The organism is Geodermatophilus sp. SYSU D00703, assembly GCF_054050155.1.
The window spans coordinates 443,710-470,397 of the sequence record NZ_JBJGYU010000001.1; the positions used below are offsets into that span (position 1 = coordinate 443,710).

Consider the following 26,688-nt stretch of genomic DNA (forward strand, 5'->3'; position numbering starts at 1 on the left):
CGCTCAACCCAGCGAGGCCGGCCGCTCCGGCGTGGACAGCCAGGTCTGGAAGAAGTCGTCGAGCTGCCGTCCGGACTCCTGCTCGGCCAGCGCGATGAGGTCCGCGGTCGTCACCGCCTCGCCGGCTCGGGACGAGGCCCACTCCCTGAGGATGCGTCCGAAGGCGTCCTCGCCGACCTCCTGGCGCAGCGCGTGCCACGTCATACCGCCACGCAGGTAGACCGCCGGCGAGAACAGCTCGTCGGTCCGTGATCCGGGGTCGTCGATCAGGACGTCCCAGAACGGGTCCTCGGCGGGGATCGCGGCGACCGCGTCGAAGGACTCCTGCAGCGGCACCTCACCCTCGTGGTCGAGCCAGAGCCACTCGGCGTACGTGGCGATCCCCTCGTTGAGCCAGATGTGCTGCCAGGCGGCGATCCGCACGGAGTCGCCGTACCACTGGTGGGTGAGCTCGTGGACGACCACGGACTCCGCGAAGTCGCGGTCGGTGAAGAAGTCGGCGGAGTAGACCGGGCGGGTCTGGTTCTCGAGGGCGAACAGCAGCCTCGGCTCCTGGTCGACGATCCCGCCGACCTCGCGGAACGGGTAGGGACCGAAGAGCCCGGACAGGTACTCGACCATCTCCGGGTGCCGGTCGAACACCGCCCGGGCGGTGTCCGCGACGGGCACGGGGGTCCCCTGGGGGTCGGTCGGCGAGGGAGCGGCGGCGTCGGCGTCGATCGCGTCCCACCCGCGCAGGTCGCCGGCGCGGTACTCGCGGAGGTCGAACTCGCCCACGGCCAGGGTCACCAGGTAGGTGGCCATGGGCTCTCGCGCCCGCCACTCCCACGTCGTCCACCCGTCGTCGGCGGTCCGGGTGGCCTCGAGCTCACCGTTCGAGACGCCCTCCAGGCCGGGCGGGACGGTGATGGCGACGTCCACCGAGGCGGCGTCGGACGGGTGGTCGTTGGCGGGGAACCAGGTCGCGGCGACGTCCGGCTGGCCGATGACGAGTGCGCCGTCGTCGGTGTGGAAGAAGCCCGCGGCACCGAGCTCGTCGACCACCGTCTCCGGGACCCCGGAGTAGGTGACGGCGACGGTGAACGACCGCTCGTCGCGCAGCGGCTCCACGGGTGTGATGACGAGCTCCTGGCCGCCGTCGCGGGTCCAGGTGGCCGGGTCGCCGTCGACGGTCACGTCCGCGACCTCCAGGCCCTGCAGGTCGAGGTCGAAGCTGGACAGGGCCTGGGTCGACCGTGCCTCGACGGTGGCCGTCCCGGAGAGGAGGTCGGTGGCCGGGTCGTACCGCAGGTCGAGGTCGTAGTGCTCGACGTCGTAACCACCGTTGCCGTCGAGCGGGTAGTACGGGTCGCCGACGCCGGGCGCGCCCGGGCTGGGGGGCTCGTCCTCGGCGACCGCCGGTGCGGGGAGGAGGGCGACGCCCACTGCGGTCACCAGCACGGGGATCCTGCGGGACATGGCCGCTCCCGGGTGTCTGTCCGCGTCCCCGCCCGGGGACGCGCCGGACGCTAGTACCGTGCGCGGCGCCGGGCACCCCGAGTCGGGCGCGGTTCCGGATACGCAGCGTGCCGCAACCTCGTGGAGTGGGGTGTGCGCCCGGCGCGACCTCCCCCTGCCCCGTCCTCGCCCGCTCGTCGAGGACGGGACACCGGGTCGGGCCCGGGTCCAGGACGGTCAGCCGCGGGCGACCTCGCTCAGGACCGAGCACGCCTCGCGCTCGACGGTCAGCACCTCGGCGGCCAGTTCGGCGATCCGGTCCAGCTGGGCCAGTCGGTCGGCCTCGGCCACGTCCAGCCCGTCGGTCAGCGCCCGCGCCCGGCGGGCGAGCTCCTGCAGGTCGGTGGCCGCCGCGCTGCCGCGCTCGAACAGCAGCTCCCAGCGGCGCTCGGCCAGCTCCCGGTACGGCGCCATCGCGCCGCTGACGGCCTCCTCCGCGATGCGGGTCCACAGCTCTCCGGCGCGACGGTAGCGGCCGGCGCACTCCGCGCTCGCGGAGGCGTCGAGGACCCCGGCCGCCGCGTCGAGGAAGTCGGCGTACAGCGGCCGGACGGCGCCCGGCGAGGAGTGGTCGGTGGTCAGGCAGTCGTGCAGCCGGCGCATCGCCGTCCCGAACGCCGGGCCGGTGTCGAACAGCCGCGCCCAGCCCGTCCTGCGCCGCCGGTCGGTGACCGCGTCGGCCCACTTCGCCAGGCCGCGCAGTCCGAAGTTCCCGGCGAAGTCGTTGGGCATGACGTCCTCGGTGAGGTCGTGGACCGTCACCCCCAGCGCCGCGCGAACGGCCGGGGCGAGGGCGACCGGTGCACCGGTGGGCTCCACGACGACCATGCGGTGGCGGCTCTGCCGGTGGCCCGACCGGGCGGCGGTGAAGGCCTCCTCGGGGAGCGCGTCGGGCTCGAGGCGGTCGTCGTCGAGCAGGACCGCGCCGTCGCGGCGGCCGAGCACCGCGACGTCGTGGGGTGTGCCGCCGGCGAGGTCGTCGGCCCACGCCTGGGCGGGGAGGGCGGCGCGGTCCACGGTGCAGATCGGCGTCCGGCCCGCGGCCAGCGCGGCGTCTAGCTCGCGGGCCGCCTTGGCCGCGCTGGTGGTCTCGACGACCCGGTGGCCGACCCCTGTCCGCTCCAGCGCGCCGACGACGAAGGGGCGCGGGTGGATGCGCGGCACGATCGTCATCGTGGGCAGCGCGCCGGCGTAGGAGAACGAGAAGTACATGAACCCGATGCCGCCCGCGAGACCGGCGACGACCGGCTCGTCGAGCGGGCGGCCGTCGGTGTCGGCGACGACACCGGCGGCCGCCAGCACCCGGGTGAGCAGTGCGCTGTCGTGGAGCCGCCCGCCGCCCACCTCGGGCGGGGGTGCGGTGGCGACCTCCGCGGCGCCGGTGACGTGCCGGTGGGCGGTGGTGTAACGCTCGCCGGTCCGGGCCATGCGGGCGCGGACGGCGGCCTTCAGGTGCTTCTGGCGGGTCATGGGAGCTCCTCGGCGCGGCATGGGTCCGACCGACCCCACGCGTCGCCGGACCCGGCCGCAGCGAAGGGGCTCGTCTGCCGCAGGTCGCGCTCCCCGAGGACCTGATCCCCTCTGCCCTCGCTCGGCCGGAGGCGTGGGCAACCGGTCAGAGGGTCTGGCGTGGGGTACGCCCCAGGGCGAGGCTACCGGACCCCTGCGGACCGGAGGGCTCCCCGTGTCCGGGGCGCCGGGGGACCGGCGGGAGAATGGGCGCATGCGCAGCGAGGTCTCCCCGGTCGGGTTCGTCGACGCGGAGCTCCGCGGCCGGATGCTGCGCTGCTGGACCGAGGTGACCAACGCCGGCGGAGCGGTGGGGTTCGTCCCGCCGGTGACCGACGAGGAGCTCGCTCCCTTCCTCGACGCCCTCGTCGAGCGGGTCAACGAGGGACGCGAGCTGGTCGCCCTGCTCCGGGTGGACGGCGAGGTGGCGGGCTTCGCCGTGCTGTCGCTGTCGGTGAGCCCGCTGCGGCAGCACTGGGCCACGGTCCTGCGCGTGCAGGTGCACCCGAGCCGGCAGGGCCGCGGCCTCGGCCGGGTGCTGATGACCGGCGTCCACGACATCGCGCGGCAGCGCGGCCTGGAGTTCCTGCACCTGACGGCGCGCGGCGGGACCGGGCTCGAGCGGTTCTACAAGGGGCTCGGCTACACCGAGTTCGGTCGCATGCCCGGCGCCATCCGGGTGGCCGACGGGGACGACCGCGAGGAGATCCACATGACCTGCCGGCTGTAGCCGACCGGTCGGGGCTTGTCGGCAGCCGCCCCCGGCCGGACGCTGCGCAGGAAGCCCTCGGGGAGGTGGCCATGCCGGCACTGCACGGGTTCCACCACGTCAAGCTCCCGGTCACGGACGTGGCCCGCAGCCGGGACTGGTACTGCCGGGTCCTCGGGCTCTCCGTCGACCTGGAGTTCGTCGAGGACGGCGTCCTCAGGGGAGTGGCCCTGCGGGACGACGGCCGCACGCTGGTGATCGCCGTCCGTTCCGAGCCGGAGCGGGCCGGAGCACTGGCGGGGTTCGACCCCGTGGCCCTCGGCGTCCCGGCGCGGGAGGACCTCGTCGCCTGGCAACGGCGCCTCGACGACCTGGGTGAGCCGCACGGCGGGATCGTCGAGGGACACGGACTCTGGCTGCTGCCGGGACTGCACGACCCGGACGGCATCGAGGTCCGCTTCTACACCCTGGAGCAGCCGGACGGCTGACCGGCGGGCGCCGGCTCAGGCCAGCGGGTCACGTCCGTCCACCGTCCCCTCGGCCGACAGCAGCCCGAGGCGGGCGAACAGCTCCTCGGCGTACCAGCCCTCCTGCACGGTGCGCCGGACCACTGCCACGTGCGGCGCTCGCTCGTGGGCGAAGGCGTTCAGCGCGGCGGGTGACTCCCAGACGCTGAAGGTCCCCTGCAGGCCGATCGGGGCCTCGCCGATGCCGAGCGCCAGGCGCAGGCCGGGGCTCGCGTGCAGGTCCGCGGAGACGGGCGGGACGGCGCGCCAGAACGCCATCGCCTTGCGGGCGGTGAGCCGGGCGCGGGTGACCGCCGCGACCGGGCCGTCCCAGCGCTGCGGCCAGGGCCGGCCGAACGGCTCCTGACGCGACCAGCGGCCGCGGGCGGACAGCGGCCGCAGCCGGGCGGTCCACTGCTCCTCGGCGATGCGCTGCCACCGCGCGACCACGGGTCCGACCGCGAAGGCGTCGGCCGCCCGGGCGTCGTCCCACACGGCGAGCAGCGCCCAGTGGCGGGGGTCGGCGTCCCGGACGGTGAAGGTGCGTCCCGACCCGGTGCCCAGCAGCTTGGCGAACCGCAGGCCGGGGGTGCGGCGCAGCGGGCGGCGGTCGGCGGCCATCCGCACCAGGGCCGCGGGCACCGACCGGCCGGGCACGCCCCACACGTGCAGGCTGGCCACCCGTCGCGACGTCACGGTCCCGATCCTCCCCGAGCGGTGCGGGGCCTGCCGCGTGCAGGCCCCGGGGGAGACGGCGCACGCCGAGCCTCCCGCGCCCGGGTGCCCCGGATCGCCATGCTGTCGCACGTGATCGAGCTCGACGGCCTGACCAAGCACTACCGCGACCGGGTCGCCGTCGACGACCTCACCGTCCGCATCCAGCCCGGCCGGGTGACCGGCTTCCTCGGTCCCAACGGCTCGGGCAAGACGACGACGATGCGCTGCGTGCTGGGGCTGACCCGCCCCACCGCCGGGACGGCTGCCGTGCTCGGCGTGCCCTTCCGGGAGCTGGACCACCCGATGCGGCGGGTCGGTGCGCTCATCGACGCGCAGGCGCGGCACCCCTGCCGCACCGCGTACGCGCACCTCCTCGCGCTCGCGCAGAGCAACGCGCTGCCCCGGTGGCGGGTGGACGAGGTGATCGAGCTGGTCGGCCTGGGCAGCGTCGCCCACGAGCGGGTGCGTGGCTTCTCCCTCGGCATGGGGCAGCGGCTGGGCATCGCCGCGGCGCTGCTGGGCGATCCCGAGGTGCTGCTGCTCGACGAGCCGGTCAACGGGCTGGACCCGGAGGGCATCCGCTGGGTGCGCGAACTGCTGCGCGGACTGGCCGACGAGGGGCGCACGGTGCTGGTGTCCAGCCACCTCATGAGCGAGATGGAGGACACCGCCGACCACCTCGTCGTCCTCGGCCGGGGCCGGCTGCTGGCGGACGTGTCCGTCCCCGAGCTGTTGGGGCGGCACGCGGCGGTGCGGGTGCGCAGTCCGGAGGCGCCGCTGCTGTCGGTCTCGCTGCAGGAGGCAGGCGCCCACGTGTCGCTCGAGGTCGGCGGCGCGCTGCGGGTCGAGGGCCTGGGCGCGGCCGCCGTGGGGGACGTCGCCTTCTCCGCCGGCGTGCGGGTGCACGAGCTGAGCCCGGTGACCGCATCCCTCGAGGCGGCCTACCTGGCCCTCACCGGCGACGAGGTCGAGTACCGGGCGCGGTGGCCCGGTGAGCCGCGGTGTCGCGTTCCCCGCCCTGCTCCGCAGCGAGTGGACCAAGCTGCGGTCGGTGCGCTCGACGTGGTGGTGCACCGCGGTCTACGTGCTGGTCGTGGGGGCGTTCAGCTGGTTGGCGGCGGCGGTCGCGGACCGGGCGCCGACCGCCGGGATCGCCGTCGGCACGGCGCTGACGGGGTTCGGTTTCGGTCAGGTCGTGCTCGTCGTCCTGGGCGTGCTCGTCGGGGCCGGGGAGCACGCCACCGGCATGGCGGTGGCGTCGTACGCGGTGGTGCCCCGGCGTACCCGGCTGCAGGTGGCCCGGACGGTCGTGGTCGCGGTGCACACCGCGGTGCTGACCGCGGTCCTCGCCGTCGGGTGTGCGCTCGCCGCCCGGCTGCAGACCGTCGTGCCGGGTGGGGTGGACCTCACCGCGCCGTCCGTGCTGCGTCCCCTCGGGGTGCAGGTCCTGGGCGCGGTCGCCCTGGTCGTGCTGGGCGTGGCCGCCGGAACGGTGCTCCGCTCGACCGCCGGTGGGGTGGGCCTGTGCCTGGTGCTCGTGCTCGTCCTGCCGATCGTGCTGGCCGCGGACGGCCAGTCGTGGACCGAGCGGCTCGGCGAGGCGCTGCCGGCGCTGCACGTGGGTGAGAACGCCTTCCTCGTCGGGGCCGCCACCTGGCCGGTCGGGCTGGTGGTTTCTGCGGGGCGTGGGCGGTCGGGGCCTGGGCGATCGGGGCGGTGCTGCTCGAGCGCCGCGACGTGTAGTCAGCCCCGCGCGGCCGCGCGGATCGCCGACAGGTACCGGGCGGTGGCCAGGCGCTGCACGACCGTGCTCACCGGGCCGCCGAGGCGCGCGAGCGGCGAGGCCAGCCGGGCGAAGACCCGCAGGGCGAACACGACCTCGCCGTCCGGGGTGCGCCGGACGAGGAACGCCTCCTCGCCGCTCTCCGGGTGACCGGGCAGCGTGCCGTAGGCGAAGCCGCGCTCGTCGCCGGCGGTCTGCGCCCACACGACGCGGCACGGGATGTCGTAGCCCAGCCGCGGCAGCCCGGCGGTGAGGACGACGACGGTGCCGGCCTCGGACGCCGGGCCGGTGGCCCGCACCCCCAGCCCCACCGCGCGCTGGGCCCGCCAGTCGAACACCGCGGCGACGGCCCGCTCGAAGACCGCGGGACCCGAGCCGACGACCACCGAGCGCTCCACGTGGTCGTAGCCGGCCGGGAGCTCGGCGGCGCGGGTGGCGCCCACGTCGGAGTAGGTGAGCGGGGTCGCGGCGTAGGCGGCCGGGTCGGCGACGCGGAGGAGTCCCACAGCGGCAGTGTTCCTCGCCCGCCGTGCCGGCACCCGGCGACGCCGCAGCGGGCGACGGTGACCGCCCGGCCGTGGCGCTGCTGCTGCTCTCCACCGAGGTGAGTCGCGGCCGCCGGCGGGGTAGTGGGCTGCTGGTGACGGCGGCCGCCTCGGCGCTGCTGGCCGCCGCGGGGCTGGGCACCGGCGTCGCCGCGGCCGCCGTCCGCGGGACCGCTGACCTGGTGGTCGCCGGGCTGCTCGGCGCAACCCTCCCGGCGTCCGGTGCCGGGACCTCCCGCGTGCCCGGCGTAGGTTGAGCGCACTGTGCTGCCCGCCGTCACTGCCACCCGTTACGTCACCCCACTGCGCGAGGGTGGCTCGCTGCCCGGCCTCATGGAGGCCGACGACCTCGGCACCTACGTGGTCAAGTGGCGGGCCGCCGGGCAGGGCGTGAGGGTCCTGGTCGCCGAGGTGGTCTGCGGAGAGCTGGCCCGCGCGCTGTCGCTGCCGGTGCCCGCACTGGTCACCGTGGACGTCGCGCCGGAGCTGGCCGTGGGGGAGCCCGACCCCGAGGTGCAGGAGCTGCTGCAGCGCTCGGCCGGGGTGAACCTCGGCCTGGACTACCTGCCGGGGGCGCTGGACTTCGAGGCCGGCGTGGCCTCGGTCGCGCCGGAGCTGGCCGGCCGGGTGCTGTGGTTCGACGCGCTCGTCGGCAACGTCGACCGCTCCTGGCGCAACCCGAACATGCTGTTCTGGCACGGCCGGCTGCAGCTGATCGACCACGGCGCGGCGCTGACCTTCCACCACCACTGGCCCGGTGCCGCGGCGGCGGTCGCCCGGCCCTACGACGCCGGGCAGCACGCGCTCGTCGAGTGCGAGCCGGACGTCGTCGGCGCCGACGACGCGCTCGCCGGGCGGGTCACCCGGCCGCTGCTCGAGGGGGTGCTGCGGCAGGTGCCCGACGGGTGGCTGGAGGGCCCGACCCCGGAGGAGGGTCCCGACGCCGTCCGCGCCCGGTACGCCGACCAGCTGCTCGGCCGCGTGGCCGCCCGCGACGCGTGGCTGCCGCAGCTGGTCGCCACCGCGGCCGCGGGCGGCACCCGCCGGCGGGCTCCGCGGGGGGAGAACCGGCCGTCGTGGCTGGGACCCCCGCCCCCGGAGGGGGTCACCCAGCGATGAGGCGGGACACCTTCGAGTACGCGGTGCTGCGGGTGGTGCCGCGCGTCGAGCGGGGCGAGGCGCTCAACGCCGGGGTGCTCCTCTACTGCCGGCAGCGCGACTACCTCGGCTCGCGCGTGCACCTCGACGTCGACCGGCTGCGCGCGCTGGACCCCACCGCCGACGCCGACGCGATCCGCGGGGCGCTGCAGGCCGCCGCCGACGTCTGCGCGGCCGATCCCGCCTCCGGCGCGGCCGGCCGCGAGGCGCTCGGGTCGCGGTTCCGCTGGCTGACCGCGCCGCGCAGCACCGTCGTCCAGCCCGGACCGGTGCACACCGGGCTCACCGAGGACCCGGACGCCGAGGCCGACCGGCTGCTGCGGCTGCTCGTCCTCCCCGTCGGAGGCTGACAGCCGTTCCTGCGAGGGGCATCGCAGCGGGGGACGAGCGAGGAGCGGACCGGGGCGCGGGAGCCGACCCGGTGTCGCGGAGGCGGACAGCCGCGGGAGCATCGCAGCGAGGGACGAGCGAGGAGCGGACCGGGGCGCGGGAGCCGACAGTGTCATCGGGACCCGAGGCGCGCGTAGCAGCGCTGCGTGAACGAACGGTGACAGATCCCTTCACGCAGCGTGCTCGGGCTGGCCACCTGCCCGTCGTCTCGGCTACTTAGCGTCCGCGGCTGAACACCGTCCGACTCCCAGGAGCCGCTTCCGTGACCCTGTCGTCCGACCCCGCGCACACCGGCGACGTCGACCCCGACGACCTGCCGTCCAACCCCTCGCCGGCGCGCCACTTCTCCGAGATCGCCGAGGCGCGCTTCTCCCGCCGCTCCCTCCTCGCCGGCGGCATGCTCGCCGCGGCCGGCTTCCTCACGACCAGCGTCGTGACCGCTCCCGGCGCCCAGGCCGGTCCGCCGCGCACCCGGCCGAGCGACGGACCGCGGGGGCCGTTGCTGGGCTTCGGCCCGGTGCCGCCGAGCACCGGCGACGAGGTCGTCGTCCCCCGGGGGTACCGGGCCGAGGCGTTCATCCCGTGGGGGACGCCTCTGTTGGGGAGCCGGCCTGCGTTCCGGCCCGGCCACCCCGACGCCGGAGTCGCGGACGGCAACACCGCGGCCGACCAGGCCGAGCAGGTCGGGATGCACCACGACGGGATGACCTACTTCCCGCTGCACGAGGGCGGCCGCGGCAACAGCCACGGCCTGCTCGTGGTGAACCACGAGTACACCGACGACTTCTACCTGCTGACCGGCGTGTTCGGACCGGCCCCGGCCACCTACACCCTGGACATGGTGCGCAAGTCGCAGAACGCGCACGGCGTCAGCGTCGTCGAGGTGCAGCGCAACGGCCGGGGCACGTGGGAGGTCGTCCGCTCCGGACGCAACCGGCGCATCACGGCGAACACGCCGATGGAGCTGGCCGGTCCGGCACGCGGCAGCGGGCTCGTGCGCACGCGGGCCGACCGCGCCGGCCGCCGTCCGCTGGGCACCTTCAACAACTGCGGCAACGGCGAGACCCCGTGGGGCACCTACCTCACCTGCGAGGAGAACATCAACGGGTACTTCCGGGTCGACGGGACCCACACGCCCGAGAACAGGACGCTGCTCGACCGCTACGGCGTGGGCGGTGACCGGAACAGGTGGGCCACCCAGGACCCGCGGTTCGTGGTCACCCCGGAGGACCCGAACGAGCCCAACCGGTTCGGCTGGGTGGTCGAGATCGACCCGTTCGACGCCCGGTCCACGCCGGTCAAGCGCACGGCCCTCGGCCGGCTCAAGCACGAGGACGCCACCGTGCACGTGGCGGCGAACGGGAAGGTCGTCGTCTACACGGGCGACGACCAGGTCAACGAGTACGTCTACAAGTTCGTCAGCGCCCTGACCGTCGACCGCGCCCGGCAGCGCCACGAGAGCCCGCTCGACGAGGGCACGCTCCACGTCGCGCGGTTCGCCGACGACGGCAGCGGCGAGTGGCTGCCGCTCGTGCACGGCCAGGGCGGGCTGACCCGCGAGGCCGGCTTCCGCGACCAGGGCGACGTGCTGGTCAAGGCCCGCCTGGCCGCCGACGTCCTGGGTGCCACGCCGATGGACCGCCCCGAGTGGACCGCCGTCGACCCGCGGACCGGCACCGTCTACCTGACGCTGACCAACAACACCCAGAAGGAGGAGGTCAACGCGGCCAACCCGCGGCCGGTCAACCCGTTCGGGCACGTCATCCGCTGGGACGAGGACCGCGGCGACCACACCGCCACCCGGTTCCGCTGGTACCTGTTCCTGCTGGCGGGTGCGGGCAGGACCACCGGCGACGGGTCGACGATCGAGGCCGAGGACGCGTTCGGCTCACCCGACGGGCTCTGGATCGACCCCGACAGCCGCGCCTGGATCCAGACCGACGGCACCCAGCCGATCACCTGCAACAACCAGATGCTGGCCGCCGATCCCCACACCACCGACCGGGACGGCAACCCCGAGGTGCGCCGCTTCCTGACCGGCGTGGTCGGCTGCGAGGTCACCGGGACCGCCACCACGCCCGACCGGCGGACGCTGTTCGTCATCCTGCAGCACCCCGGTGAGAACGGGGGCAGCACCTGGCCGCAGCAGGACGGCATCGACACCCCGCGCTCGGCCACCGTCGTCATCACCAAGGACGACGGCGGCGTCATCGGCACCTGAGCCCTGCCGACCCCGGCCACGGCGCCGTGACTCCCCGGTCACGGCGCCGTGGCCGTCGGGGCGCCGCCCGGCTCAGGTCGGGAGCGGGCCGAAGAAGCCGACGATCCGGCGCAGCGCCCCCGCGCCGTCCAGCTCGCCGAAGTCGATCCCCTCGAGCGCGACCGAGCCGTCGGGGGCGGACATGCGCCAGGCGAAGCGCAGGTAGCCGTCGTGCTGGTCGACGCCGCTGACCACGTCGATGCGCGCGCCCGGGTTCCCGTCGTGGAAGGACCCGATCATCGCCGACAGGGCGTCGCGGCCCTCGACGCGGTTCAGCGGGTCGCAGTAGACGCCGTCCTCGGCCCAGCACGACTCCAGCAACGTCCGGCGCGCGGCCGCGTCGGTCTCGCCCCATGCCGCGGCGTACCGCTCGACGGCCTGGCTCCCGAGGGTCAGCGTCATCCGGGGCACGCTACGCAGTCCGGCGGCCCGCCGGCAGGGGGCGACGACCCGTCACGCGGGGTACAGCGCGTCGATCCGGCGGGCGAGTTCGAGGTCGAACTCGGTCACCCCGCCGACCGAGTGGGTGACCAGCGTCAGGTGCAGGGTGCGCCACCGCAGGTCGACGTCCGGGTGGTGGTCCATCTGCTCGGCGACGAAGCCGATGCGCACGATCGCGGCCACGGCGTCCGGGAAGCCGGGCAGCTCCACGCTGCGCCGGATCCCCGCGCCGTCCCCACTCCACAGCGGCAGCCCGGCGAGGGCGGCGGTGAGCTCGTCGGGGGACAGGCGGGCTGGTCGGGGCACGGCGGTCATCCTGCCGCCGCGGGCCTCGTTCCAGGGGCCCGCGGCGCGCGGAGCGTGGCGTGGGGTGGAACGGGGTCCCTCTTCAGACGTGCAGGCCGCACTCGGTCTTGGTGCGGCCGGCCCAGCGACCGGCGCGCGGGTCCTCGCCCGGGGCCACCGGACGGGTGCAGGGCGCGCAGCCGATGGAGGCGTAGCCGACCTCGTGCAGCGGGTTGACCGGCACCTGGTGCTCGGCGGTGTAGGCGTCCACGTCGTCCTGCGTCCAGGCGGCGAGCGGGTTGACCTTCACCATGCCGCGCTTGGCGTCCCAGTCGACCAGCCTGGTGTCCGTACGGGTCGCCGCCTCGTCCCGGCGGACGCCGGAGCCCCACGCCGCGTAGCCGGCCAGCACCCGCGCCAGCGGCTGCACCTTGCGCAGCGAGCAGCACAGGTCGGGGTCCCGCTCGTGCAGCCGCGGGCCGTGCTCGGCGTCCTGCTCGGCGACCGTCTGCGGCGGGGTGACGTTGACCAGCGTGATCGGCAGGACCGCGCTGATCCAGTCGCGGGTGCCGATGGTCTCGGCGAAGTGGTAGCCGGTGTCGAGGAAGACCACGTGGACCCCGGGGACCGCTCGGGAGGCCAGGTGGGCCAGCAGCCCGTCGGCCATGGACGACGTGACCGCGAAGTCGTCCCCGAAGGTCTCCCCGGCCCAGCGCAGGACGGCGAGCGCCTGCTCGACCGGGTCGGCGATCCCCTCGAAGCGGGCGTCGGCCTCGGCGGCGAGCTCCGGCGTGGGCCGGACGGCGGTCGTCATGGGTGCTGCACTCCTGTCCCGGTGAGCCGGACGGTGAAGGTGCGGAGGCAGGCGGCGCAGTGCCACTCGCTCCCGTCCCCGTGCGGGGTCAGCTCCTCGTCCCCGCAGTACGGGCAGAAGAACACGGGCAGCTGCCGAGTCCTTCCCTCCCGCGGATCCTCCTCCATGTCAGAGCAGCCAGGCCTCTTCTGCGCGGGCGACGTAGGCGGCGAAGGTCTCACGCGGCGCCCGGCGGTCGAGGTAGCCCCGCAGCACCCGCTCGCAGTAGTCGGCGGTCTCGGCCTTGGTCACCTTGTGCCCGCGGAACTTGCGCCCGAAGGCCGCCTCGATGCCGAGGTGCCCGCCGAGGTGGACCTGGAAGCCCTCCACCATCTCGCCGCTGTCGTCGCGGACCATCGAGCCCTTGAACCCGATGTCGGCGGTCTGGAAGCGGGCGCAGCTGTTCGGGCAGCCGTTGACGTTGATCGTGATGGACTCGTCGAAGTCGGGCAGCCGCTTCTCGAGCTCCCCGTACAGCTCCTGGGCGTGCTGCTTGGTCTCGACGATCGCCAGCTTGCAGAACTCCAGGCCGGTGCAGGCCATCGCGCCGCGGCGGAACGCGCTCGGGCGGACCTGCAGGTCGAGGTGGTCCAGCACGGAGACCAGGGTCTCGACCCGCTCGTCGGGCACGTCGAGGATGACCAGCTTCTGCTGCGCGGTGGCGCGGATGCGGCCCCGGCCGTACTCATCGGCGAGGTCGGCGACCCGGGCCAGCAGCGTGCCGGTGATCCGGCCGGTGCGCAGCGCGAACCCGAGGGCGTTGGCGCCGTCCTTCTGCTTCATGACGCCGACGTGGTCGCGCTGGTCGTGCCGGGCCGGCTCGGGCTCCGGGCCGTCGGGCAGCTCGTGGTGCAGGTACTCGTCCTCCAGCACCTGCCGGAACTTCTCCGGGCCCCAGTCGGCCATGAGGAACTTCATCCGCGCGTGGTTGCGCTGCCGGCGGTAGCCGTAGTCGCGGAAGATCCCGGTGACCGCGGCCCACACGTCGGTGACCTGGTCGGGCCGGACGAAGACGCCGATCCGCTCGGCGAGCCGTGGGTTGGTCGACAGGCCGCCGCCCACCCACAGGTCGTAGCCGGCCTGGCCGTACTCGTCGACGACGCCGACGAAGGAGACGTCGTTGATCTCGTGGTTGGTGCAGTGGTCGGCGCACCCGGAGATGGACGTCTTCCACTTGCGCGGCAGGTTGCTGAACTCGGGGCTGCCGACGTACTTGGCGACCGTCTCGGCGAGGACACCGGTGGCGTCGACGACCTCGTCCTCGAGGATCCCGGCCAGCGGGCAGTTGAGCATGACGCGCGGGGTGTCACCGCAGGCCTCGGTGGTCGACAGCCCGACCGCCTCGAGGCGGCGCCAGATCTCGGGGACGTCCTCGATGCGGATCCAGTGCAGCTGCACGTTCTGCCGGTCGGTGACGTCGGCGACGTCCCGGCCGAACTCGGTGCTGATCCCGGCGATCACCCGCAGCTGCTCGGAGGTGAGCTGCCCGCCGTCGATGCGCACGCGCAGCATGAAGTACGAGTCCTCGAGCTCCTCGGGCTCCAGCACGGCGGTCTTGCCGCCGGGGATGCCCTGGGCGCGCTGCGTGTAGAGGCCCATCCACCGCATGCGGCCGCGCAGGTCCGAGGGGTCGATGCCGCCGAAGCCGGTGTGCTGGTAGATGTCGAGGATCCGCTGGCGGACCGTGAGGCCGTCGGCGTCCTTCTTCATCCGCTCGTTGGGGTTGAGCGGCTCCCGGTAGCCCAGCGCCCACTGGCCCTGGCCTCGCTGCGGGCGGTTGCTGGTGCGGGGGGTGGTCACGAGGGCACTTCCTTCTGCGCCGTCCGTCCGGGCGCCGTGCCCGGGACGAAGGAGGGCGCTGCCAGTTCTGGAGCGCGCAGCAGGACGCTGCGCGGGGACCGGTGTCAGCGCGCGAGGCGACAGACCGCGCTGCTCACCAGCGCCAGATCGATGTGACGGCGCGCTACGAGGAGCAGACGGCGGCCGGTCACGCCCTCCATGGTCCCACACGCGGCAGGACCCGCGGGGTGTGACTCAGGAGACAGCGGCCGCGGCACCGTCCATCGCCGCCCGGATGCGGGCCACAGACTCCGCCAGCGGCGTGACCGACGTGTCGATGACCACCTCGGCCCGCACCGGCGGCTCGTAGGGGTCGTCGATCCCGGTGAACCCGGGGATCTCACCGGCCCGGGCCCGCGCGTACAGGCCCTTCACGTCGCGGCCCTCGCAGACCTCCAGCGGCGTGGACAGGTGGACGAGCACGAACCGGCCGTGCTGCTCGACGAGCGCGCGGGCCTCCTCGCGGGCCGCGTCGTAGGGGGCGATGGCCGCGACGACGACCGTTCCGCCGTGCTTGACGACCTCGCCGGCGACGAAGCCGATGCGCCGGATGTTGAGGTCGCGGTGCTCGCGGGAGAAGGACAGCTCGCTGGACAGGTGCGTGCGGACGACGTCGCCGTCGAGCACCGTCACCGGCCGGCCGTCGGCCTCCAGGTCGGCGACGAGGGCGTCGGCGATCGTGGACTTCCCCGCGCCGGACAGCCCCGTGAGGAACACGGTGACGCCGCGCTGCTGCGTGCCTGCCATGCCGCCAGTCTCGCCCAGCGGCCGGTGCGGCCGCGGACCGGGCTCAGTCGGGGCGTTCCTGGGAGAAGGACCGCCACGCCTCCTCGAGCGCGGCCAGCTCGGCGACCGGGCCCGGCAGCTTGCCGGCGACCACGTCGGCGAGGGTGACCTCCTCGAGCACCCGCCGGTAGGCCTCGCGCGCCGCGACCCACACCGCCGCCAGCGGTGCGGCGTTGCCCGAGTACTCGACCTCCTCCGGCCGCTGCCCGTGCACCTCGGCGAGGAAGCCCTGCTCCACGCGCATGACGCGGGCGATGGAGACCTCCTCCGGCGGCAGCGCGAGCCGGTAGCCGCCCTCCCGGCCCCGCTGGCTGGTCACCAGCCGGGCGTGCTGCAGGTCGCCGAGGATGGACTGGAGGAAGCGGCCGGGGATCTTCTGGGCGGTGGCGATGCGGTCGCAGGTGAGGGCGCCGGGCGCCGCCGCGGCCAGCTCGACGGCGGCGCGGACGGCGTAGTCCACCCGGGCGGTGATGCGCACGATGCCCATCTTGAGGCCATCGCCGCCTCCTCTGGCACGGTTGACCCGTGTCCCAGCTGCGATTCACCACGTTGGTGGAGGCGCCGCTGACCGTGGCGTTCGACGTCGCCCGCTCCCTGGGCCGCCCGTGGCGGCAGCCACTGGAGGAGGTCGTCTCGGTCCGGCCGGTGCGTGACGTGTACGCCGCCGCCCCCGGTCGCGGCCGGCGCTGGCTCGTCCACTCCCGCCGGTTCACCGCGACCGGCGCCGGCACGCTCGTCGACGAGCAGGTCGACTGGGCGACTACGCTGCCGCGGCCGCTGGCCTGGTTGCTCGACCGGGTGCTGCGCCGGCGGCTGCTGCGCGCGATGCAGGCGCACCTGGACGCCTACGCCGCGGCGGCGGCCCGGCGGGCGCTCGACGTCGTCCAGGTGGTCGGCGCCGCGCTGGTCGAGGGTGACCGGGTGCTGGTGGCCCAGCGGTCCGGTGGGCCCTATGACGGCTTCTGGGAGTTCCCGGGCGGCAAGGTGGAGCCGGGGGAGGACGACCTCGCCGCACTGGTGCGCGAGATCGGTGAGGAGCTCGGGGTCGCCGTCGTCCCGCAGTCGTTCCTCGGGGAGGTCGTGCTCGACGGCGTGGTCGCCGGCGGGCTGCCGGGTGCGTCGACGCTGCGGGTGTGGTGGGGACGGATCGCCGCCGGGCAGGAGCTCACCGCGCACGAGCACGCCGAGGTGCGCTGGCTGACCGCCGAGGAGCTCGAGGGCCTCGACTGGATCCCGGCCGACCGGCCCCTGCTGCCCGCCGTCCGGGCCCTCCTCGCCCGCCTCTGAACACGCGGCGGCGGACGCCACCCGACGAGTACCGGGTCGGCGTCCGCCGTGTGGTCGAACCGAGGTCCGGGCTACTTCTTGAAGGCGTCCTTCACCTTCTCGCCGGCCTGCTTGAGGTTGCCGGAGACCTTGTCGGCCTTGCCCTCGGCCTGCAGGTCGCGGTTGTCGGTCGCGTCGCCCACGGCCTCCTTACCCCGGCCGGACAACTCCTCGACCTTGTTCTTCGCCTTGTCGACGCCGCTCATGACGGCCTCCTCTCCTCGGAAGGGTGGGTGGGGTACCCCGACCGGGCGATTCCCACACCCGGGCGGTCGCGGGGCGCAAGACCTACGGCCGGACGGGACCGGGACCGCAATACCTCCGGGTGGAGGAGGGGTCGGTGGCCGCAACCGAGATTCCACCTTGTGAGATCCTGAGCCGAGATCACAAGTCGGTGACGGTCGTGGACGCTCTTCGCGGGGCCCGCCTAGGGTCCGGCGTCGTACCGGCCAGACTCTCGGTACCTGCAGCACGACCACCAGCGGCCCGGCCTCAGACGCTGGCTGCTGGACGACCAGTCCGTTCCCCCCGCGCAGCGGGACGAGGGAGGCATTGCACGTGAAGTTGAGCAAGCGCTCTGCTGCGCTCATCGCGACCGGCCTGTCCGGCGCGATGCTGCTGTCCGCCTGCGGCGGCGGCGACGACGAGGGCGGCGGTTCCGGGGCCAGCGCCGACGGCGGCACCTTCAGCATGTACATCGGCGAGCCGGAGAACCCGCTCGTCCCGGGCAACACCACGGAGAGCGAGGGCGACCAGGTCGTCAACTCGCTGTGGACCGGTCTGGTCAAGTACTCGCCCGAGGGCGCGGTCGAGTTCACCGGTGTGGCGGAGTCGATCGAGTCCGAGGACAACACGACCTGGACCATCACGCTCAAGGACGGCTGGACCTTCCACGACGGGACGCCGGTCGACGCGCAGTCCTTCGTCGACGCGTGGAACTACACCGCCAACCCGGCGAACGCGCAGGACGGCGGCTCCTACCTGGCCCGCATCGCCGGCTTCCAGGAGCTGCAGGACGGCGCCGCGCAGGAGCTCAGCGGCCTGACCGTCGTCGACGACCGCACCTTCACCGTGCAGCTGGGCGCGCCGTTCTCGCAGTGGCCGGCGGTCGTGGGCTACAACCCCTTCTACCCGCTGCCGGACTCCTTCTTCGAGGACCCGGAGGCCTTCGGCACCCGCCCGATCGGCAACGGCCCGTTCCAGGCCGAGGAGGACTTCGTCCCCGGTGAGGGCATCACCCTGACCCGGTACGAGGACTACGCCGGCGACGACGCCGCCCAGGCCGCGTCCCTCCAGTACGTCGTCTACGCCGACGTCAACACCGCCTACACCGACGCCCAGGACGGCAACGTCGACATCATCGACGTCATCCCGCCGGACGTCATCGAGTCGGCCCAGGAGGAGTTCGGCGACCGGTTCATCGAGACCGAGTCCTCGCAGATCACCTACCTCGGCATGCCGACCTACGACGAGCGCTTCGCCGACAAGCGGGTCCGCCAGGCCATCTCCATGGGCGTGGACCGCGGGGCCATCTCCGAGGCGATCTTCAGCGGCACCCGCGCCCCGGCGGACTCGTTCATCCCGCCGGTCCTCGACGGCTACCGCTCGGGCTCCTGCACCTACTGCACCCTCGACGTCGACCGGGCCAACCAGCTCCTCGACGAGGCCGGCTTCGACCGCAGCCAGCCGGTCGAGCTGTGGTTCAACTCCGGCGCCGGCCACGACGCCTGGATGGAGGCCGTCGGCAACCAGCTGCGGCAGAACCTCGGCGTGGACTTCGTGCTCCAGGGCAACCTGGACTTCGCGGAGTACCTGCCGCTGGGTGAGGAGAAGGGCTACACCGGCCCGTTCCGGTACGGCTGGAGCTTCGACTACCCGAGCGCGGACAGCTACCTCACCCCGCTGTTCACGCCGTCGTCCTTCCCGCCCCTCGGCTCGAACTACTCCTTCTACGACAACCCGCAGGTCACCGACCTGATCGTCCAGGGTGACCAGGCTCCGACCGCGGAGGAGGCGATCACCGACTGGCAGGCCGCCGAGGACGTCCTCGCCGAGGACATGCCGTTCGTCCCGATGTTCTTCACCGAGATCCAGTCGGTGCACACCGAGAACGTCGACAACGTCCGGCTCGACCTGTTCCAGCGGGTCGTCGTCTCCGAGGTCACCGTCAACATCTGACCTCGGTCCAGCAGGACCCGCACCACCCGCCGGGGGCGCCCGTTCTGACCAGGACGGTCGCCCCCGGCGGCGCTCGTGCCCCCCGGCGGGCACGATGGACCCCGTGCCGCCGGCGGATCCCGGCGCCACGACGACCCGAGGGGGAACATGGGCCGCTACGTAGCGCGCCGCCTTCTGCTCACCATCCCGGTACTGCTCGGCGCGTCGTTCCTGATCTTCGCGATGGTGTACGCCCTGCCGGGCGATCCCATCCGCGCCCTGGGGGGTGACCGGCCGCTCTCGCCGGCGGTCGTCGCGGAGCTCCGCGAGCGCTTCCACCTCGACGAGCCGCTGTGGGCGCAGTACTGGGAGTACCTGAAGAACCTCTTCCAGGGCGACCTGGGCACCGACTTCCGCGGCCGGCCGGTCCTCGACACGATCGAGCGGACCCTGCCGGTCACGATCAAGCTGACGGTCGTCGCGGTCGTCTTCGAGGCGGTCATCGGCCTCGTCGCCGGCGTCCTGGCCGGGATCCGCCGCAACAGCTTCTTCGACAACCTGGTCCTGGTCTCGACGACGCTGATCGTCTCGATCCCGATCCTGGTGCTGGCCTTCATCGCCCAGCTGCTGTTCGGCCTCAAGCTGGGCTGGTTCCCGATCGCGGGCACCCGCGAGGGGTGGTACAGCTACGTCCTCCCGGGCCTGGTCCTGGCCTCCGGGTCGCTGGCCTACGTGGCCCGGCTGACCCGCACGAGCGTCGCGGAGAACCTGCGCGCCGACTACGTCCGGACGGCGAAGGCCAAGGGCCTGCCCAACCGGACGGTGGTCGTGCGGCACACCCTCCGGAACAGCCTGATCCCGGTCGTGACCTTCATCGGCGCGGACATCGGCACGCTGCTCGGCGGCGCGATCGTCACGGAGTCGGTCTTCAACCTGCCGGGCATCGGGCGGGAGGTCTTCGACTCCGTCCGCTCGCAGGAGGGCGCGGTCGTCGTCGGCATCGTGACCCTGATGGTCTTCTTCTTCATCTTCTTCAACCTGGTGGTCGACGTGCTCTACGCCGTCCTCGACCCGAGGATCCGCTATGACTGATCAGCAGCAGATGGACCTGCGGCACGACGAGGTCGAGGCCGGCACCACCACCGGGCTGGCCAGCCCGTCGGTGGACGTCACCGAGGCCCGGCAGAACAGCCTGTGGAGCGACGCCTGGGGCGAGCTCAAGCGCAACCCGCTGTTCTGGATCGGCGCCGTGCTGTGCCTGCTGTTCGTGCTCATGGCGGTGGTCCCGCAGCTGTTCGCCCGGGGCGCCGACCCGCGCGCCTGCGACCTGGCCAACTCCAAGGCGCTGCCCTCGGCCGGCCACTGGTTCGGCTTCGACCAGCAGGGCTGCGACTACCTCGCCAACGTCGTCTACGGCGCGCGCAACTCGCTGATCATCGGCGTGTTCGCGGTCGTCGTCGTCCTCGTGCTCGGCGTCGTCGTCGGGGCCATCGCCGGCTACTTCGGCGGGTTCACCGACGGCATCCTGTCGCGGATCGCCGACATCTTCTACGCGCTGCCGCTCATCCTCGGCGCGCTGGTGCTGCTGCGGGTGGGCCCGTCGACGGACCTGCCGATCATCAGCGACCGCGGCCCCGGGGCGGTCGCCCTGGCCCTGGCGCTGTTCGGGTGGATGACCGCGATGCGGCTGGTCCGCTCCCAGGTCATCGCGGTGAGGAGCTCGGACTACGTGGCCGCCGCCCGCGCGATGGGCGCCTCCAACCGCCGGATCCTGGTCCGGCACATCCTCCCCAACGCCGTCGCGCCGGTGCTGGTCTACACGACCATCACGATCGGCGTGCTCATCGCCGCGGAGGCGACGCTGACCTACCTCGGTGTCGGGCTGCAGCGGCCGGCGATCTCCTGGGGCCTGCAGATCGAGGCCGGCCAGGACTCGATCCGCACCGCCCCGCACCTGGTGCTGTTCCCCAGCATCGTCCTGACCCTGACCGTGATGGCCTTCATCATGATGGGCGACGCGCTGCGCGACGCCCTGGACCCGAGGCAGCGCGCATGACCCGTCCCGACCTGTCCAACGCTCCCGCCCCGGCGCCCGGGCTCGGGACGCCGGTGCTCGAGGTCGACGACCTCCACGTCGAGTTCCGCACCCGCTCGGGCGTGGTCAACGCCGTCAACGGCGTCAGCTACAGCCTGGCGGCGGGGGAGACCCTCGCCATCCTCGGCGAGTCGGGGTCCGGCAAGTCGGTGTCCGCGCAGGCGATCATGGGCATCCTCGACAGCCCGCCCGCGGTCATCACCGGCGGCGGGATCTGGTTCGACGGCAAGGACCTGCTCCAGCAGCCGGCCGAGGAGCAGCGCAAGGTCCGCGGGCCCGGCATCTCGATGATCTTCCAGGACGCGCTGTCGTCGCTGAACCCCGTGTACAGCGTCGGGTTCCAGATCGGCGAGATGTTCCGCGCCCACCGCGGGATGTCGAAGAAGGACGCCAGGAAGCGGGCCGTCGAGCTGATGGACCGCGTGCGCATCCCGGCGGCGGCCTCCCGCGTCAACGACTACCCGCACCAGTTCTCCGGCGGCATGCGCCAGCGGGTCATGATCGCGATGGCGATCGCGCTGGACCCCAAGGTCCTCATCGCCGACGAGCCCACCACCGCGCTCGACGTCACCGTGCAGGCACAGGTCATGGACCTGCTCAAGGACCTGCAGCGGGAGACCGGGATGGGGCTGATCCTCATCACCCACGACCTGGGCGTGGTCAACGAGGTGGCCGACAACGTGGCCGTCATGTACGCCGGGAAGATCGTCGAGCGGGGGACCGTGGACGACGTCTTCACCGACCCGGCGCACCCGTACACCGACGGCCTGATGAGCTCGGTGCCGCAGGTGGAGGCCAAGGGCGGCCGGCTGCTGCCGATCGCCGGCCAGCCGCCGAACCTGGCCGCCATCCCCCGCGGCTGCCCCTTCCACCCGCGGTGCTCGCGCCGCCGGCTGGGTGCCGCCGCGGCGCCCGGTCGCGAGTGCGCCACCGACGTCCCGCCGCTGCGCCTGGTCGTCCCGGGCCGCGAGGCGGCCTGCCACTACAGCGAGGAGGTCCTCGGTGTCTGAGCCGACCCCGGCCGCGGGCCCGTCGAAGGCCAGGGGCGCCACCGGCGAGACGCTGCTGGAGATCCGCGACCTGAAGAAGCACTTCCCGCTCACCCAGGGTGTGGTCTTCAAGCGGACCATCGGCCACGTCCGCGCCGTGGACGGCGTCAACCTGACCATGCGCCGCGGTGAGACCGTCGGCCTGGTCGGAGAGTCCGGCTGCGGCAAGTCGACGGTGTCGAAGCTGCTGGTCGCGCTGGAGAAGCCGACCGCCGGGTCGATCGTCTACAAGGGCCGGGACGTCGCCCGGCTCGGCGGCCGCGCGCTCAAGGACTACCGCCGCGAGGTCCAGATCATCTTCCAGGACCCGTACGCGTCGCTGAACCCGCGGATGACCGTGGGCGACATCGTCGCCGAGGGCTGGGCGGTGCACTCCGACATCGCCCCGAAGAAGGGCCGGCTGCAGCGCACCCAGGAACTGCTCGACCGCGTCGGCCTCAACCCCGACTACGTCAACCGCTACCCGCACCAGTTCTCCGGCGGCCAGCGGCAGCGCATCGGCATCGCGCGAGCCCTGGCGCTGCGGCCGGAGATCATCGTCTGCGACGAGCCGGTGTCGGCCCTCGACGTCTCGGTGCAGGCGCAGGTGGTGAACCTGCTCGAGGACCTGCAGGACGAGTTCGGCCTGTCCTACCTGTTCATCGCCCACGACCTGTCGGTGGTGCGGCACATCTCCGACCGGGTCGCGGTGATGTACCTCGGCAGCATCGTCGAGGAGGGGACCGACGTGCAGGTCTACACCTCGCCGTCGCACCCCTACACGCAGGCGCTGCTGTCGTCGGTCCCGCTGCACGAGCCGGCGCTGCGCGGGCAGAAGGACCGGATCCTGCTGCAGGGCGACGTCCCCAGCCCGGCCAACCCGCCCTCGGGCTGCCGGTTCCGCACCCGCTGCTGGAAGGCCCAGGACATCTGTGCTGAGGAGGCCCCGGCGCTGGTCGACCGCGGCCAGGGCCACCCGGCGGCGTGCCACTTCGCCGAGGCCCGCATGGTCGTCCCCGTGGAGGGTGAGTAGCGAGGACATCGCGGTCCTCCGGACCGCACCGCGGCCACGTGCCGTCCCCGGCTCGCGTCGAGCCCCGCCGCCGCACCCGGCGGGGACCCTCCGGGCCCGCCACCGGCCACGACACCCCGGTGGCGGGCTTCGGAGGTGCGCGAGGATGGACCTCGTGACCCCCGCTCTTCCTTCCCGACGCCTGCTGCTCGTGCACGCCCACCCCGACGACGAGACGATCAACAACGGCGCCACGATGGCCCGCTACGTCGCCGAGGGCGCCGCGGTCACGCTGCTGACCTGCACGCTGGGCGAGGAGGGCGAGGTCCTCGTCCCCGAGCTGGAGCAGCTGGCCGTCGACCAGGCCGACCAGCTCGGCGGGTACCGGATCAGCGAGCTCGACGCGGCCATGGCGGCGCTCGGGGTGACCGACTGGCGCTTTCTCGGCGGGCCGGGGCGCTACCGGGACTCCGGGATGATGGGGACGCCGGCCAACGACAAGCCACGCGCGTTCTGGCGGGCCGACCTCGACGAGGCGGTCGCGCACGCGGTCGCCGTCGTCCGGGAGGTGCGGCCGCAGGTCGTCGTGACCTACGACGAGGACGGCGGCTACGGCCACCCCGACCACATCCAGGCCCACCGCGTCGCCATGGGCGCGGTCGAGGCCGCCGCGGACCCCGGCTACCGCCCCGACCTCGGGTCGGCGTGGGAGGTCGCCAAGGTCTACTGGTGCTGCATGCCGCGGTCGGTGCTGCGCCAGGGCATCGACGCCATGCGCGCGCTGGGCGAGGCGTCCCCGTTCGACTCGCTCGGGGAGGTCGACGAGATCCCCTTCGCCGTCCCGGACGAGCTGGTCGCCGCGGCCGTCGACGGCAAGGCGTACGCCGACCGCAAGGACGCCGCGATGCGCGCGCACGCCACCCAGATCACCGTCGACGGCCCGTTCTTCGCGCTGTCGAACAACCTCGGCCAGGAGGTCCTGGGCACCGAGTACTACCGGCTGGTCCGCGGGGAGCGCGGCCCGGCAGGTCCCGACGGCTGGGAGGACGACCTGTTCGCCGGCCTCTCCGGATGATCCGGCGCACCGGGGCCGCACTGCTGGTCACCGGGCTCGCCGCGTGGCTGGCGCTCGTGGAGGTCTTCTGGTTGCCGCTGCGGGTGGCCGGGGTGCTGGTGCCCGTGTCGGTGGCGGCGGCCGTCGCGGGCAACCTGCTGCTCGTGCCGCTGGCCGAACGGCTGACCGGCTCGCGGGTCCTCGCGGCGCTGCCGGCGCTCGTCTGGCTCACCGTGGCCGTCGCGGCGAGCATCCGGCGTCCCGAGGGCGACCTCCTGATCACCGGCGGAGGGCTCGCGGGCTTCGTCAACCTCGCCTTCCTGCTGCTGGGCGTGGTCGCCGCCGCGTTCGCCGTCGGCCGGCTGCTCGCCGTGCCGGTCAGCCGGCCGCCGAGCGGTAGTGGTAGCGGTGGTGCTCGATGAAGCCGGCCTTCCGGTAGAGGCCGCGGGCGGGCGCGTCGTCCGCCGAGACCTGCAGGTACACCCACCGGGCGCCGCGCTCGGCGGCCCAGCGCTGCAGGGCCTCCATCACCGCGGTGGCCAGGCCGCGGCGGCGGTGCCGCTCGTCGACGGTGACCGCGGAGACCCCCAGCCAGCCGTCGGTGAGCACCCCGCGCGCGACGGCGGCCAGCGGGGCGGGCGCGGGGTCCAGCCGGACCGACGCGAAGACGACCTCCTCGGCGTTGGTCAGCACCGCGAGGGCGGACGGCGGCAGCGGCCGGCCACGGTGCCGGTAGCCGGCCAGCCAGGCGTCGTCCGGCGCGGGGGAGAGGTCGACCGGGACGCCGTCCGCCGACGGGACGGTCAGCGGCGCGGTGAGTACCAGCACGTCCTCGTCCCGTTCCCAGCCGGCGGCCGCGAACGCGGCGTCGGCGACTCGGGCCTGGCGGCCGGGCAGCATCGCGACAGGAGGCAGGCCGCGCTCGGTGTACCAGGCCGCGACGGCGGTCACGGCGTCCGGCAGGGGGAGGCCGGGATCACCCACGACCAGGGCGGAGTTGGCCCGGCCGGTGAAGCCGTCACCGGCGCGCAGCAGCCAGTCGCCCAGCGCGGCCTCCTCCGACCCGCGCCAGCCCCGGGTGGCGAGGCGTTCGAGGTCGGCGACGTCGAGGGGCGAGCGGCTCTGTCCCATGACCTGATCCTGCGTCCGGCGCAGGCGCGCTCCCCCGCGGGGGTGCGCGAGCCACCCGTCGCGCCCGGCGCGTCGGCGACGGGCCATACTGATCTCGCGAACGACGACCCCGGCGCGACCGGTGGTCACTGCCTGCGCGTCCCCGGGAGGGAACCACCGTGACCTACGTCATCACCCAGCCCTGCGTCGACGTCCTCGACAAGGCGTGCATCGACGAGTGCCCGGTGGACTGCATCTACGAGGGCGAGCGGATGCTCTACATCCACCCCGACGAGTGCGTGGACTGCGGCGCCTGCGAGCCGGTGTGCCCGGTGGAGGCCATCTACTACGAGGACGACGTCCCGGACAAGTGGAAGGACTTCTACAACGCCAACGTGGAGTTCTTCTCCGACCTGGGCAGCCCCGGCGGCGCCGCCAAGACCGGCAAGATCGCCAAGGACCACCCGCTCGTGGCCGCGCTGCCGCCCCAGGCGGAAGGGCACTGACGACCACCGTCGAGGGGACGGCCGCCGGCCGGCTGCCGGACTTCCCCTGGGACTCACTGGTCGGGGCGCGGGCCAAGGCGGCCCGGCACCCGGGCGGCGTCGTGGACCTGTCCATCGGGACGCCGGTCGACGACACCCCTGACGTGCTCGCGGCGGCGCTGGCCGGTGCGGGCAACGCCCCGGGCTACCCGACCGCGCTGGGCACCGCCGAGGTGCGGACGGCGGCGGCCGACTGGCTGCGGCGCCGGCTCGGCGTCCACCTGGCCGACCCGCTGGGCGCCGACCCCTCGGTGATCCCCACGATCGGCTCCAAGGAGCTGGTCGCGCTGCTGCCCACGATGCTGGGCCTGCGCGGCGGCGGCACCGTCGTCGTCCCGGAGGTCGCCTACCCGACCTACGAGGTCGGCGCGGTGCTGGCCGGCCTCAAGGTGCGGCGCACCGACACGCCGCCGGACGACGCGACCGGGATCGTGCTCGCCTGGCTGAACTCCCCGGGCAACCCACACGGGCGGGTGCTGACCGAGGACCAGCTGCGGGCCTGGGTGGAGTGGGGCCGGGCGCACGGCATCCCGGTGGTCGCCGACGAGTGCTACGTCACCCTCGGCTGGGACGTCGAGCCGCGGTCGATCCTGCACCCGGACGTCGCCGGGCCCGACCACACCGGCCTGCTGGCGGTGCACTCGCTGTCCAAGCAGTCCACCGCGGCCGGGTACCGCGCCGGCCTGCTCTCGGGCGACCCGGCGCTGGTGCGCACGGTGTGGGAGGTCCGCCGGCACCTCGGGCTGCTGGTGCCCACGCCGGTCCAGGTCGCCATGGCCGCCGGGCTGGCCGACGACGCGCACGTCGACGCGCAGCGGGAGCGCTACCGCGCCCGCCGCGAGCAGCTGGCCGCCGCGATCTGCCGGGCCGGTGCCCGGATCGACCACTCCGAGGCCGGGCTGTACCTGTGGGTCACCCGGGACGAGGACTGCTGGACGACGATCGACTGGCTGGCCGGCCTCGGGATCGTCGCCGCCCCGGGCACCTTCTACGGCCCGGCGGGCGCGCAGCACGTGCGGATGGCGCTGACCGCCGCCGACGACCGGATCGCCGCAGCGGTGGAGCGCCTGGCGGGCTGAGCGG

The 26,688-nt window shown here is 74.0% G+C and carries 29 protein-coding genes and 2 pseudogenes; 18 read left to right on the forward strand and 13 right to left on the reverse strand.

Annotated elements, in window-relative coordinates; genetic code table 11:
• Nucleotides 1–3 precede the first annotated feature (3 nt).
• Together ACI782_RS02220 and ACI782_RS02225 are read right to left on the reverse strand one after the other, a co-directional pair.
• A complete protein-coding gene (locus ACI782_RS02220) occupies nt 4–1,458 on the reverse strand; it encodes a M1 family metallopeptidase (RefSeq protein ID WP_456905622.1) in 1,455 nt (484 codons plus the stop codon).
• 216 nt (nt 1,459–1,674) lie between these two features.
• Complete coding sequence (locus tag ACI782_RS02225; RefSeq protein WP_456905624.1) at nt 1,675–2,967, reverse strand: BtrH N-terminal domain-containing protein; 1,293 nt, start codon at nt 2,965–2,967, stop codon at nt 1,675–1,677.
• A gap of 253 nt (nt 2,968–3,220) precedes the next feature.
• On the opposite strand from ACI782_RS02225, the gene ACI782_RS02230 reads away from it, so the two are divergent.
• Together ACI782_RS02230 and ACI782_RS02235 are read left to right on the forward strand one after the other, a co-directional pair.
• On the forward strand, nt 3,221–3,736 hold the full coding sequence (locus ACI782_RS02230) for an N-acetyltransferase family protein (RefSeq protein WP_456905626.1): 516 nt from the start codon (nt 3,221–3,223) through the stop codon (nt 3,734–3,736).
• Nucleotides 3,737–3,807: 71 nt separating this feature from the next.
• Nucleotides 3,808–4,203 (forward strand): VOC family protein, encoded by a 396-nt coding sequence (locus ACI782_RS02235; RefSeq protein ID WP_456905628.1) that lies wholly within the window; start codon nt 3,808–3,810, stop codon nt 4,201–4,203.
• A gap of 15 nt (nt 4,204–4,218) precedes the next feature.
• Here the strand turns inward: ACI782_RS02235 and ACI782_RS02240 are convergent, their stop codons facing one another.
• Nucleotides 4,219–4,917 (reverse strand): monooxygenase, encoded by a 699-nt coding sequence (locus ACI782_RS02240; RefSeq protein WP_456905630.1) that lies wholly within the window; start codon nt 4,915–4,917, stop codon nt 4,219–4,221.
• A 99-nt stretch (nt 4,918–5,016) separates the two neighbouring features.
• On the opposite strand from ACI782_RS02240, the pseudogene ACI782_RS02245 reads away from it, so the two are divergent.
• Both ACI782_RS02245 and ACI782_RS02250 read left to right on the forward strand, forming a co-directional pair.
• Nucleotides 5,017–5,577, forward strand: a pseudogene (locus tag ACI782_RS02245) (ABC transporter ATP-binding protein); the annotation flags it as partial.
• A gap of 352 nt (nt 5,578–5,929) precedes the next feature.
• Nucleotides 5,930–6,469: pseudogene (locus tag ACI782_RS02250) on the forward strand (ABC transporter permease); the annotation flags it as partial.
• A gap of 212 nt (nt 6,470–6,681) precedes the next feature.
• On the opposite strand, the gene ACI782_RS02255 reads toward ACI782_RS02250, so the two are convergent.
• The gene (locus ACI782_RS02255; RefSeq protein ID WP_456905632.1) at nt 6,682–7,227 is read right to left on the reverse strand and encodes a DUF1990 family protein; all 546 of its coding nucleotides are present in this window, start codon (nt 7,225–7,227) and stop codon (nt 6,682–6,684) included.
• A gap of 23 nt (nt 7,228–7,250) precedes the next feature.
• On the opposite strand from ACI782_RS02255, the gene ACI782_RS02260 reads away from it, so the two are divergent.
• From ACI782_RS02260 to ACI782_RS02275, 4 genes are all read left to right on the forward strand, one after another.
• Nucleotides 7,251–7,523 (forward strand): hypothetical protein, encoded by a 273-nt coding sequence (locus tag ACI782_RS02260; protein ID WP_456905634.1) that lies wholly within the window; start codon nt 7,251–7,253, stop codon nt 7,521–7,523.
• Nucleotides 7,524–7,530: 7 nt separating this feature from the next.
• Nucleotides 7,531–8,385, forward strand: a complete 855-nt coding sequence (locus ACI782_RS02265; RefSeq protein WP_456905636.1) for a HipA family kinase — start codon at nt 7,531–7,533, stop codon at nt 8,383–8,385.
• Nucleotides 8,382–8,774, forward strand: a complete 393-nt coding sequence (locus ACI782_RS02270; protein WP_456905638.1) for a DUF3037 domain-containing protein — start codon at nt 8,382–8,384, stop codon at nt 8,772–8,774. The genes ACI782_RS02265 and ACI782_RS02270 overlap by 4 nt, the downstream gene beginning before the upstream one ends.
• Nucleotides 8,775–9,076: 302 nt before the next feature.
• Nucleotides 9,077–11,035: a PhoX family protein gene (locus ACI782_RS02275; protein WP_456905640.1), complete on the forward strand. Its 1,959-nt coding sequence runs from the start codon at nt 9,077–9,079 to the stop codon at nt 11,033–11,035.
• A gap of 72 nt (nt 11,036–11,107) precedes the next feature.
• On the opposite strand, the gene ACI782_RS02280 is transcribed toward ACI782_RS02275, so the two are convergent.
• The 7 genes from ACI782_RS02280 to ACI782_RS02310 form a co-directional block, all read right to left on the reverse strand.
• Nucleotides 11,108–11,476: a nuclear transport factor 2 family protein gene (locus ACI782_RS02280; RefSeq protein ID WP_456905642.1), complete on the reverse strand. Its 369-nt coding sequence runs from the start codon at nt 11,474–11,476 to the stop codon at nt 11,108–11,110.
• Between the two features lie 51 nt (nt 11,477–11,527).
• On the reverse strand, nt 11,528–11,830 hold the full coding sequence (locus ACI782_RS02285) for a 4a-hydroxytetrahydrobiopterin dehydratase (RefSeq protein ID WP_456905643.1): 303 nt from the start codon (nt 11,828–11,830) through the stop codon (nt 11,528–11,530).
• Nucleotides 11,831–11,903: 73 nt separating this feature from the next.
• Nucleotides 11,904–12,614, reverse strand: coding sequence for a phosphoadenylyl-sulfate reductase (locus tag ACI782_RS02290; protein ID WP_456905645.1), 711 nt, complete (start codon nt 12,612–12,614; stop codon nt 11,904–11,906).
• A complete protein-coding gene (locus ACI782_RS02295; RefSeq protein ID WP_456905647.1) occupies nt 12,611–12,781 on the reverse strand; it encodes a hypothetical protein in 171 nt (56 codons plus the stop codon). Before ACI782_RS02295 ends, ACI782_RS02290 begins: the two co-directional genes overlap by 4 nt.
• Nucleotide 12,782: 1 nt before the next feature.
• Nucleotides 12,783–14,453, reverse strand: a complete 1,671-nt coding sequence (locus ACI782_RS02300) for a nitrite/sulfite reductase (RefSeq protein WP_456905649.1) — start codon at nt 14,451–14,453, stop codon at nt 12,783–12,785.
• Between the two features lie 234 nt (nt 14,454–14,687).
• Nucleotides 14,688–15,239, reverse strand: a complete 552-nt coding sequence (gene cysC / locus ACI782_RS02305) for an adenylyl-sulfate kinase (RefSeq protein WP_456905651.1) — start codon at nt 15,237–15,239, stop codon at nt 14,688–14,690.
• Nucleotides 15,240–15,282: 43 nt separating this feature from the next.
• Complete coding sequence (locus tag ACI782_RS02310) at nt 15,283–15,765, reverse strand: RrF2 family transcriptional regulator (RefSeq protein WP_456905653.1); 483 nt, start codon at nt 15,763–15,765, stop codon at nt 15,283–15,285.
• A gap of 38 nt (nt 15,766–15,803) precedes the next feature.
• On the opposite strand from ACI782_RS02310, the gene ACI782_RS02315 reads away from it, so the two are divergent.
• Nucleotides 15,804–16,565, forward strand: coding sequence for a (deoxy)nucleoside triphosphate pyrophosphohydrolase (locus ACI782_RS02315; RefSeq protein WP_456905654.1), 762 nt, complete (start codon nt 15,804–15,806; stop codon nt 16,563–16,565).
• A gap of 71 nt (nt 16,566–16,636) precedes the next feature.
• On the opposite strand, the gene ACI782_RS02320 is transcribed toward ACI782_RS02315, so the two are convergent.
• On the reverse strand, nt 16,637–16,810 hold the full coding sequence (locus ACI782_RS02320; protein ID WP_456905656.1) for a CsbD family protein: 174 nt from the start codon (nt 16,808–16,810) through the stop codon (nt 16,637–16,639).
• A gap of 352 nt (nt 16,811–17,162) precedes the next feature.
• Between ACI782_RS02320 and ACI782_RS02325 the strand changes: the two genes are divergently transcribed.
• From ACI782_RS02325 to ACI782_RS02355, 7 genes are all read left to right on the forward strand, one after another.
• On the forward strand, nt 17,163–18,782 hold the full coding sequence (locus ACI782_RS02325; RefSeq protein ID WP_456905658.1) for a peptide ABC transporter substrate-binding protein: 1,620 nt from the start codon (nt 17,163–17,165) through the stop codon (nt 18,780–18,782).
• Between the two features lie 147 nt (nt 18,783–18,929).
• Entirely contained in the window at nt 18,930–19,853 is a 924-nt protein-coding gene (locus tag ACI782_RS02330) for an ABC transporter permease (protein ID WP_456905660.1), read from the forward strand.
• Nucleotides 19,846–20,817 (forward strand): ABC transporter permease, encoded by a 972-nt coding sequence (locus ACI782_RS02335; RefSeq protein WP_456905662.1) that lies wholly within the window; start codon nt 19,846–19,848, stop codon nt 20,815–20,817. Before ACI782_RS02330 ends, ACI782_RS02335 begins: the two co-directional genes overlap by 8 nt.
• Nucleotides 20,814–21,866, forward strand: coding sequence for an ABC transporter ATP-binding protein (locus ACI782_RS02340; protein WP_456905664.1), 1,053 nt, complete (start codon nt 20,814–20,816; stop codon nt 21,864–21,866). The genes ACI782_RS02335 and ACI782_RS02340 overlap by 4 nt, the downstream gene beginning before the upstream one ends.
• Entirely contained in the window at nt 21,859–22,917 is a 1,059-nt protein-coding gene (locus ACI782_RS02345) for an ABC transporter ATP-binding protein (protein ID WP_456905666.1), read from the forward strand. The genes ACI782_RS02340 and ACI782_RS02345 overlap by 8 nt, the downstream gene beginning before the upstream one ends.
• A gap of 145 nt (nt 22,918–23,062) precedes the next feature.
• Nucleotides 23,063–23,971, forward strand: a complete 909-nt coding sequence (gene mshB / locus ACI782_RS02350) for an N-acetyl-1-D-myo-inositol-2-amino-2-deoxy-alpha-D-glucopyranoside deacetylase (RefSeq protein WP_456905668.1) — start codon at nt 23,063–23,065, stop codon at nt 23,969–23,971.
• A complete protein-coding gene (locus ACI782_RS02355; protein WP_456905671.1) occupies nt 23,968–24,372 on the forward strand; it encodes a hypothetical protein in 405 nt (134 codons plus the stop codon). The genes mshB and ACI782_RS02355 overlap by 4 nt, the downstream gene beginning before the upstream one ends.
• On the opposite strand, the gene ACI782_RS02360 is transcribed toward ACI782_RS02355, so the two are convergent.
• Nucleotides 24,329–25,081 carry a GNAT family N-acetyltransferase gene (locus tag ACI782_RS02360; RefSeq protein WP_456905673.1) on the reverse strand — a complete coding sequence of 251 codons (753 nt, stop codon included), beginning with the start codon at nt 25,079–25,081 and terminating at the stop codon, nt 24,329–24,331. The genes ACI782_RS02355 and ACI782_RS02360 overlap by 44 nt on opposite strands.
• A gap of 158 nt (nt 25,082–25,239) precedes the next feature.
• Between ACI782_RS02360 and fdxA the strand changes: the two genes are divergently transcribed.
• Nucleotides 25,240–25,566 (forward strand): ferredoxin, encoded by a 327-nt coding sequence (gene fdxA, locus ACI782_RS02365; RefSeq protein ID WP_456905675.1) that lies wholly within the window; start codon nt 25,240–25,242, stop codon nt 25,564–25,566.
• 32 nt (nt 25,567–25,598) lie between these two features.
• The gene (dapC, locus tag ACI782_RS02370; protein WP_456906115.1) at nt 25,599–26,684 is read left to right on the forward strand and encodes a succinyldiaminopimelate transaminase; all 1,086 of its coding nucleotides are present in this window, start codon (nt 25,599–25,601) and stop codon (nt 26,682–26,684) included.
• Nucleotides 26,685–26,688 lie beyond the last annotated feature (4 nt).